Here is a 9,125-nt window from a genome sequence, read left to right as displayed (position 1 = left end):
TGGCGTAGAGCTTGTCGACGGCATCGACCCAGTACTGCTTGGCGTCGTCGTCGATGTCGGCCGGCATGTAGAAACCGCGCCAGTTGGGCCCGACAGCATCGATGCCCTGCTCCTTGGCGGTGGGGATGTCGGAAAGATCGCCCGGCAGGCGCTCGTCGGAGAGCACTGCCAGCACGCGCAGGTCGCCCGACTTGAGGAAGCCCTGGGTTTCGGTGACATCGCCGGTGAAGGCATCGACGTGACCGCCGATGACCTGGGTCATCGCCTCACCGCCGTTGTTGTAGGAGAGATAGGGAATACGCGGCAGGTTCTCGACCCCGGCCGCCTTGGCCGCGATCAGTACCTTGAGATGGTCCCAGCCGCCGTTGGCGCTACCGCCGGCGAACTTGACCGCACGCGGATCCTTCTTCATCGCCTCCATCAGCTCGTTGAGGTCGTGGTAGGGGGAGTCCTTGGAGACCGCGATGACGCCGTAGTCCGCGCCCACCGCGCCGATCCAGTTGACCATGTCGGCGTCCATGCCCGGAAACTGGTTCTGGGCCAGACGCGTGGTGGTGGCGGTGGAGGCGGCCACCAGCAGCTGGTCGTCGCCCTTGCGCTTGCTCACGGTGTGGGCAAAGGCAACGCCACCACCCGCCCCTGCCATGTTGATGGTCTGGACGCTGGCCGGCACCAGATCAAGCTCCTCGAGCACGTTGCCCACGCTGCGGCAGGTAAAGTCCCAGCCGCCGCCCGGATCGGAAGGCGCGATACACTCGACCTTGCCGGCAGGCTCGAATGCCATGGCGCTGCTGGCGGTCAGGGCCAAGGCCGCAGTGGCCACCCACTGGATTGTTCTGGCTGCAAACATGATTGCTTCTCCTCGCTGATGGAGCGGAGTTGTTCGTGGCTGACGCCAACCTTACAGTTTCGTAAGGTAGAACATTGTTCCCGTCAGCGGAAATTAGGGTGAAGCCTTGTAACGGTCAACGGCCGAGCAGCAAAAGCCAACTAAAGTTCAATGCCCAGCGAATCGATTCGTTTACAATCGCCTCACCCGAGTCACGTGCCTCCCCCTCTTCACCTGCAGGAGTTCTCCATGGCACCGAAGTTGATGCTGATAGAGGATGATCCTCTGCTCGCCAGCACGCTCACCGCAACGCTGGCGGTCGACAACCAACGTATCGAGCGGATAGGCGATGGCGGCGAAGCCCTTGCCCGGTTGTCGATCGATCACGATTACGATCTCATTCTCCTCGACCTCAACCTGCCGACCCGCAGCGGCCTGGACGTGCTGGCGGCGCTGCGCTCGCGCGATCGACAGACGCCGGTGCTGATCCTGACCGCAAGAGCCGCCATCGAGGATCGCGTCAGGGGGCTCGACCTGGGCGCGGACGACTATCTGGCCAAGCCGTTCGCGCTCGACGAGCTGGAAGCACGGGTCCGCGCGCTGTTGCGCCGTCGCCAGAACGACCAGAGCGAATCGATCTCGCTGGGCTCGCTGCGACTCGACCGCCATCGCCAGCACTTCACGCTGGGAGACGCCGCCCTGCCACTGCCGCCGCGGGAACATCGCCTGCTGGCCTGCCTGATCCGGTATGCGGGGGAACCGGTGGACAAGGCGCGTCTGCTCGAGGAGGCGTTCGCCGGGGAACCGGTCGGGGACAACGCCATCGAAGTCTACGTCCACCGCCTGCGCCGGCGACTCGCCGACTCCGACGTCACCCTGCGTACGGTTCGGGGCATCGGCTATCTGCTGGAGGCCGAGTGACCCCGTTGCGGCGCTGGCGGCTGTCGCATCTCAGCCTCTATCGGCGGCTGATGATCTGGCTGTTCTGTCCCTTGGCCATGCTGGTGGCGATCATGCTGTTGCAGGCCTGGTTCGCCTCCCGCGAGGCCGCGGACCGCGCCTTCGACCGGCTGCTCGACGCCGCCTCGCTCTCCATCGCCGAGCAGGTCCGCTGGCAGCAGAGTCGATTGTGGATGGACCTGCCGCCTTCGGCACTGGAGATGCTCGCCACCGATGCCCAGGAGCGGGTGTTCTACGCGCTCTACGATGCCCAGGGTCACTTCGTCACCGGCAATCGCTCGCTCCCCTCGCTGCCGCCCGCCAAGGCCGGACAGATGAGCTACGGCGATGTGATATCCCGCGACATGCCGCTGCGCCTGGGCGTGTTGCGCTCTCGGTTGGAGGGATGGGATCGCAGCGACCGGTTCGAGGTCAGGGTGGCCCAGAGCCGCGAGGGGCGACAGGCACTGGCCAACCAGCTGTTTTTGGCCAGCTTCGTCAATATCGTGATCATCGCCGCGCTGGCCATGGTGGTCGTGCTGCTCTCGGCGCGCTTCGCACTGGAGCCGTTGACCCGCCTGAGACGCGCCATTCGCCAGCGCGATCCTCGCACCCTCGCCCCGCTCGAACTGGCGCTGCCCCGCGAACTGGCGGAGCTGCGCCAGGCGTTGAACGAACTATTGGCGCGAATGCGCCGCGTCCGTGCCAATCAGGAGCGCTTCATCGGAGATGCCTCTCACCAGTTGCGCACGCCACTGGCGGGGCTTTCGGCGCACGCGGAGCTGGCCATTCGCCAGTCGGAGCCGACGGCATGGCGGGAAGCGCTCGTCACCATGCATGGCACCGCCACCAAGACGGCGCGACTGGCCGGCCAGTTGTTGTCGATGACCCGCCTCAACAATCCCGAGGCTGCGCCGGCCAAGCGTTCGGTCGACCTCGCCGCGCTGGCGCAGCGCTGCGTCAGGGAGTCATTCGCGCGCCATCACCGTCACGGCATCGATCTCGGGGTCGACGTGCCCGACCGTGCCGTGATGGTGCCGGCGACCGACTGGCAACTGGAAGAGGCGCTGAACAACCTGATCGAGAACGCCGCGCTCTACGGCGCCCGCCAGATCACGGTGCAGGTCACCGACGCCCCGACGCGGCTGGTCGTCACGGATGATGGCCCCGGCATTCCCGAATCCCAGCGCCTGCTGGTGCTGCGCCCTTTCCACCGTGGCCAGGAGGCGGGCGATGGCACCGGACTCGGCCTGGCGATCGTCGACAGCATCGCACGCGCCCACGATCTTCGCCTGCTCCTGCAGACCGCCAACCCCGACCATCCCGAGCGTCCTGGCTTATGCGTCGTCCTGATCTTCCCCACCGCCACCTGAGCGTGCCGCGCTGCGTGCGGCGCCTCGGCGTCGTATGGCTGGCACTCGCGCTCGCGCTGACGACTCAAGCACAGGCGAGGACCTTGCACTTCGCCGCGGATACCGAGCCGTCTCGCGCCCTGACCATCTACGGCGTGCTCGACCCACCGCAGGTTCGGCCGCTGCTGTCCGATTTCCATCGCCGCCACCCCGACATCGCGATCGACTATCACAACCTGGAGACACTGGCGCTGCACGCACGTGTCCTTCAGGAGCGCGACACCCCACGCGCCGACGTGATCATGTCTCCCGCGATGCCCTGGCAGTACCAGCTCGCCAACGAAGGGCTGTCGAGCCCCATCGACTCTGCCGCCGCCGCCGACTGGCCGAGCTGGGCACGCTGGCGTCAGGAACTGTTCGGCTTCACCTTCGAACCCATCGTCATGGTCTACCGGCGAGACCTGGCACGACGAATGATCCCACCCAAGAGTCACGCCGATCTCCTGAGCCTGCTGCGGCAGCACTCCCGGCAACTCGACCATCGCGTGGTCACCTACGATCCGCGGCGAAGTGGCGCGGGCTACACCTACGCCATCGAGGACGCCAGGATCTCCGCCCGCTACTGGGATCTGGTCGAGGCGCTGGGCAATAGCCATAGTGCCCTGGAGACCACGACCGCCGCCATGCTCGAGGGGCTCAGCGACGGGCGCTACTGGATCGGCTACAACCTGATCGGCTCCTATGTGCAGGACTACGTGGCCGAGCATCCCGAGCTGGTGATGGTCGTGCCCCAGGACTACGCACTGGTGCTGCAGCGCCTGGTCATGATGTCGCGTGACGCGCCTCATCCCGACACCGCACGGCGCTTCATCGACTATCTCCTGAGCGCATCGGCTCAACGCCTGCTCGCCACCCAGACGACGCTGGGTGCCGTGCACCCATCCGTCGATGGCGTCGGCACCGCGGCCGACCTGCGCGATCGGTTGGGGGAAGCGATCCGCCCGGTTCAGATCGGTCCGGGCCTGCTGGCGACACTGGACAGGCTCAAGCGCCAGACGCTGCTGGAGCAGTGGCAGCAGGCCTTCGACAACCGGCCGACGCACGCCGGCGGCCCCCTTGCCGACCCATCCCCCCTGCCCGACGCTGCAACGGAGTGAGCCGCTCATGACACGACTCGACCAACTGGTTACCGCCCACGTCCGCTCCCGCACCCGGGCCCAGCGCCTGATCCGCCAGGGCTACGTCAGCGTCAACGACGGCAGCGCATGGCGGGTGGCGCTGAAACCGGGGGAGAAACTGCCGGACACCGTGGACCTGAGGATCGCCGAGGCGCCGGAGGAGCGCTATGTATCGAGGGCCGGCCTGAAACTGGAGGCCCTGCTGGAAGCGCTGGCGCGCCGCCTCGACGGCCTCACCGTGCTCGATATTGGCCAATCCACCGGCGGATTCAGCGACTGCGCGCTGCGCTACGGCGCCGAGCGGATCATCGGGATCGAGGTGGGGCACGACCAACTGGACGCTTCGCTACGCAACGACGACAGGGTCATTTGCCTGGAGGGCGTCAATGCGCGCCGGCTCCCCTTCGCCGACCTGGAGAGGCTCGCCCCGGGGGGCATCGACGTCGTGGTGATGGATGTGTCGTTCATCTCGCAGACCCTGATCCTGCCGGAGATCGCCCGGGTGCTGCACGCCGGCGGGGAGCTCTACTCCCTGGTCAAGCCACAGTTCGAAGTGGGCCCCGGCAAGGTCGATCCCAGGGGGATCGTGCGCGACGCCGCCCTCTACACGACGGTGGCCGAGACCCTGCAGCGGGCCTGCCGGACACACGACCTGCAGATCGATCATTGGCAGGAGAGCCCGATCGTGGGCGGCGACGGCAATCGCGAATTCCTGCTTCACGCCCTGCGCCGCTGACCGCCCGTCAGCGGCCGCCCTCACCCCCGTCGCTGCCGCCATCCGAACCGGCAGCGCCAACGTCGCCGTCATCCAGATGACCGTCATCGCCACTGCGGGCCTGCCGGGAACGGGTCGCGCCGGCGGATGGCGCTCCGGACGCGGGAGCGGCGGCACCCAGCGCCGCCCCCTCTCCGTCCGCGCTCTGGACCCGCGCGGACTGGCCGTTCTCGCCGTGCAGCCACACGTCCATCTGGTTGAACGCCACGCGAATGCCGTGTTCCTTGAACAGCAGATCCAGCCGGCGGTTGATTTCGTCGCTGGCGTAGAGCCGATCCAGCAGGTCGTTGACGAAGATTCGCAGCTCGAAGTTGAAGGAGGTCGGCCCGTAGCTGATGCAGAACACCTGCGGCTCGGGGTCCCGCAGTACACGGCGGTTCTCGTCCGCCGCCTGGCGCATCAGGCGATGCACCTCGTCGAGGTCCGATCCGTGCGCCACGCCGTAGGTCAGCACGACCCGGGTCACGTTGTCCGACAGTGACCAGTTGATCAACTGGTCGGTCACGAAGGTCTTGTTGGGAATGATGATCTCTTTCCGATCGAAATCGGTCACCGTGGTGGCCCGGATACGAATCCGGCTGACGGAGCCGTGGAGCTGGCCAAGCGTGATGGTGTCCCCGATCCGCATCGGGCGCTCGAACAGAATGATCAGCCCCGAGATGAAGTTGGCGAAGATCTCCTGCAGACCGAAGCCGAGTCCCACGCCGAGAGCCGCCACCAGCCACTGCAGCTTGTCCCAGGAGACCCCGAGTGTGCCGAGCGAGATCACCACGCCGGTCCCGACGATGGTGTAGGAGAGCAGCGACGAGATCGCATAGGCGCTCCCCTGCTTCAGCGTCAGCCGGGACAGCACCATGACTTCCAGCAGACCGGGCAGGTTGCGCGCCAGCATCATGGTCAACGCCACCACGATCAGCGCGATGATCACATCCGCCACGGTGATCGGGTCCAGCGTCATCGCCTCGCCCTGTCCGCGCTCGATCTCCCACACGCTGACCTGATCGAGATAGGAGAAGACTTCGAGCAGGTCGGACCAGATCAGGTAGAAGGCGAAGGTGAAGCCGATGAACAGAATCAGCTTCGAGAGCCGCAGCGACTGCTGGTTGACCTGCTCCATGTCCAGTGGCGGCTCTTCGACCACCTCCAGCCCGCCCTCGGCGCCCTCCTGTATCTGCGCCCGCCGCCGAGCCACCGCACGGCGGTAGGCCAGCCGGCGCTGCGCCACCGCCAGCCCGCGAACCACCGTTGCCTCGCCCAGAATCCCCAGTCCGAAAATATAGAGCGAATTGATGAAGCGGCCGCTCAGCCGCAGGGCGGCATATTCATAGCCCATGACGATCAGGCCGCCCAGCACCAGCGGTACCATCGCCAGCGCCAATCCCAACAGCAGCCGGAACAGCTTGAGGCCGAAATAGGGTACGTGGGCCAGGATCAACTGCACCAGGATCCAGCTCATCGCCAGCAATCCGACCAGCAGCGACAGCAGGAACAGGGGGCGGCTGGACAGCTCGGCCTGGCTGCCAGGCGAGGTCCCGCTGATCAGTATGACCGGAATCAGCGAGATCCCGAGCCAGAACAGCAGGCGACGCAGGCGCGCCACGTATCCGGCCGACCAGTGGAAGTGACGCGTCGCCACGCCGTCGGACACCAGTAGCCTGCGCGCCCAGCCCAGCACGCCCCAGGCCAGAGCGAGCTGCAACAGGGACTCCCCCACGCGCTCGGCGAAATCATCGCTACCGAGCCTCAGCAGGCCGCCAACCACCGCCAGCATCAGAGGACCATGGGCGGCGAGCAGCGCGTTGTAGAGAATCGCCCGGGGCGTGTGCATCTGGGTATCGCGCTTGAGACGGCCTATCTGCTCATGCAGATTGAGCAGCCGCACCTTGATGCGGCGTCTCAGCAGCAACAGCACCCCCGCCAGCAGCAGGACGGGGATGACGGCCAGGGCCCGGGCATCCGGAACCCGCCAGAAACTCGCCAGCGCCGGCCGCCACCCGCCGTCGCGGATCTGGCCCATCAGGATGTCGGGGACATCGCGCCACCAGCTGAGGGTGAGCGCACGGCCACTGGCAACCCAGAACAGCTGCTCCTCGATGGCGCCGCGAATCGATGTCGTGAGCCCCGCCAGCTGCTCCTGGTTGAGCTGGAGGTCGATGGCCACGGTCAGCAGATTGCCGTATTCCCGATCCAGCTGCTCGAGGACTTCGCTGCGTGACTGGAACAGTTTCACCAGCGAGTCGACCAGCGACGGGGTCACCTCGATGCCGGTGTCGGCAAGACTTTTCTCGGCCAGTTCGCGGGGGTGACGCAGCGCATCCCGCTGATCGACCAGATCGAACTGACTCAGCCGGGTCCCGGCGATCTCTTCCTGCAAGCCGCCCAGTTCATCGACATCGGGCAAGGCGCGACGCTGCTCGTTGAGAATGCGTGACAACAGCGGGCTGCCACGAATCGCCTCGATCTGCTCGTTGAGCGTGCGCTTGACCTGACGTACGCGATCGAGCTGGGAACGGGTATCGATGGCTTGCCGGATCAACTCGTTGGTCCGGTCGGTCACCTCGAGGAGTCGATCGCTGAACTCGCGGTTGGTCTTTTGAATCTCGCGAAGCACGGGGTGCGCGGCGATCGCCTTGGCGTCCTCCTCGCTGATGTCCGCGACCGCCTTCTCCGACTCGGCGCGGCGCTGACGATCGAGCGCGGCCTGCAGCGCATCCAGCCGCGCTTCCTCGATGGCGACCTGACGTCGAAGCAGATCCCGCCGCTGCACGTCGAGTTCGCGCAGCACCGTGTTGTTGGCCAGCTCCTGTCGATGGTATTCGGCTTGCAGGTCGGCCAACGCCAGTTGCAGCCGATAGCGTGCGTCGGCGGGATCGAGAACCTGGGAATCCTCGTCGTCGGAGGTCTGAAGCTGGGTTCTCGCCTGCTCGGCATCCTTCATCGCGCTGGCGATGGCCGACTGCGCGCGCTCGGGTAGTGTCTCCGCGCTGATCAGCCGCGCGTTGATCGACGCCAGCTGGCCTTGCAGCGCCTCGAGCTGGTTCAGCGACTCGGTGGTCTTCTGGCCCAGGGCGTCCACGGAAAGCGGGTCGAGGGCGTCGGCTTCGGGCGCCTTCCGATCGCTCAGCTCGGCAAGCTGGCGCTCGAGCTCGCGGGTGCGCTGAGGGGCCTGTCGGGCCGAGGTCTCCAGCGACTGGAGGTCCTTGCGCAGCGCCTTCAGCGACTCCAGCGTCTGCCGGGCCACGCGCAGATCATCCAGATCCGCCTGCTGCGCGTCGGTGGGAGCCTCGACCTTCTCGAGCTTCTGCTGCTCGGTCTTGAGCTCCTCTTCCGTCGGAAGACGATCCTGCTGTTGCGCAAAGGCAACGACACTTGTCATGAGTATGCACAATACGAGTGCAAGGAACGTGCTACGCTCAGCCCCTTTCAAAAGGACGCCCAAGAGGCCGGCAAACGCCGGGGCGGTCTTTGCCGAGACGATCGCCGTCAGCCTGGACGGTCCTCGTGCAGCACGGCCTGATTGCCCAGAATACTCACCCGCGACCGGGTCGTCCGACATGTCGACTCCTCGTCAACTCCGTTCCTGCGGCCGCCGCCGCTTCACCGCGGCGCGATCCCTTACCGATAGCGGAGTTTACCGTCAGCGCGTGCGGGTTTCGAGGCGTTACTTGGCGCGCGGAGCGAGTTTGAATTAAGTCGACGACATGCTAGAAATCGTCACTACCCGACAGGAAGCCTGATTCTCATCAGTCAGATCGCGCTTCTCCCCATTGGATCATCTTGACAGGACAGTCTTATGACGCCCATTCGTTCGCTGCGCCATACCGGCATTCTTCTCCTGGGAATGGCGGCCACGTCCTTGGCAGTGGCTCAGGATTCAAGCACCAGCAGCGACCCGGTCCAGCAGCACGCGCCACTCTTCCAGTGCGGCGCCCGCCAGCACAAGATTCTTGTCGACCGCGTGGGTGACGGTGTCGGCCACTGACACCTTGTGGCGATAGGCAAACGGTGCACCTTCGCGGGCGGCGGCGAAGCCGAAGGTCTCGGAGCCCCCC

General features: G+C 66.0%; 6 protein-coding genes. 4 read left to right on the top strand and 2 right to left on the bottom strand.

The window, feature by feature from the left end; translation table 11 throughout:
• Nucleotides 1–850 (bottom strand): Bug family tripartite tricarboxylate transporter substrate binding protein (locus tag AC3AYF_RS14410; protein ID WP_487779905.1); only part of this gene is annotated, 850 nt, incomplete at its 3' end.
• Between the two features lie 228 nt (nt 851–1,078).
• Between AC3AYF_RS14410 and AC3AYF_RS14405 the strand changes: the two genes are divergently transcribed.
• Genes AC3AYF_RS14405 through AC3AYF_RS14390 form a run of 4 tightly spaced genes read left to right on the top strand, consistent with a single transcriptional unit; the run spans nt 1,079 to nt 5,034 of the window.
• Nucleotides 1,079–1,750 carry a response regulator transcription factor gene (locus tag AC3AYF_RS14405; RefSeq protein WP_295038662.1) on the top strand — a complete coding sequence of 224 codons (672 nt, stop codon included), beginning with the start codon at nt 1,079–1,081 and terminating at the stop codon, nt 1,748–1,750.
• Entirely contained in the window at nt 1,747–3,141 is a 1,395-nt protein-coding gene (locus tag AC3AYF_RS14400) for a sensor histidine kinase (protein WP_295038660.1), read from the top strand. Before AC3AYF_RS14405 ends, AC3AYF_RS14400 begins: the two co-directional genes overlap by 4 nt.
• Nucleotides 3,108–4,277 (top strand): ABC transporter substrate-binding protein, encoded by a 1,170-nt coding sequence (locus AC3AYF_RS14395; RefSeq protein ID WP_295038653.1) that lies wholly within the window; start codon nt 3,108–3,110, stop codon nt 4,275–4,277. Before AC3AYF_RS14400 ends, AC3AYF_RS14395 begins: the two co-directional genes overlap by 34 nt.
• A 7-nt stretch (nt 4,278–4,284) precedes the next feature.
• Complete coding sequence (locus AC3AYF_RS14390) at nt 4,285–5,034, top strand: TlyA family RNA methyltransferase (protein WP_295038651.1); 750 nt, start codon at nt 4,285–4,287, stop codon at nt 5,032–5,034.
• 7 nt (nt 5,035–5,041) lie between these two features.
• Here AC3AYF_RS14390 and mscK read toward each other — a convergent pair whose 3' ends face one another.
• On the bottom strand, nt 5,042–8,500 hold the full coding sequence (gene mscK / locus AC3AYF_RS14385) for a mechanosensitive channel MscK (protein WP_487779904.1): 3,459 nt from the start codon (nt 8,498–8,500) through the stop codon (nt 5,042–5,044).
• Nucleotides 8,501–9,125: the final 625 nt, after the last annotated feature.

The organism is Salinicola sp. (assembly GCF_982684285.1).
The sequence above is the reverse complement of the archived record's forward strand: the minus strand, read 5'-3'. Positions and strand labels throughout refer to the sequence as shown.

What these genes read in the sequence shown, in the direction of transcription:
- AC3AYF_RS14390 (WP_295038651.1), top strand. Translation starts at nt 4,285, where the DNA reads ATGACACGACTCGACCAACTGGTTACCGCCCACGTCCGCTCCCGCACC.
- AC3AYF_RS14395 (WP_295038653.1), top strand. Translation starts at nt 3,108, where the DNA reads ATGCGTCGTCCTGATCTTCCCCACCGCCACCTGAGCGTGCCGCGCTGC.
- AC3AYF_RS14405 (WP_295038662.1), top strand. Translation starts at nt 1,079, where the DNA reads ATGGCACCGAAGTTGATGCTGATAGAGGATGATCCTCTGCTCGCCAGC.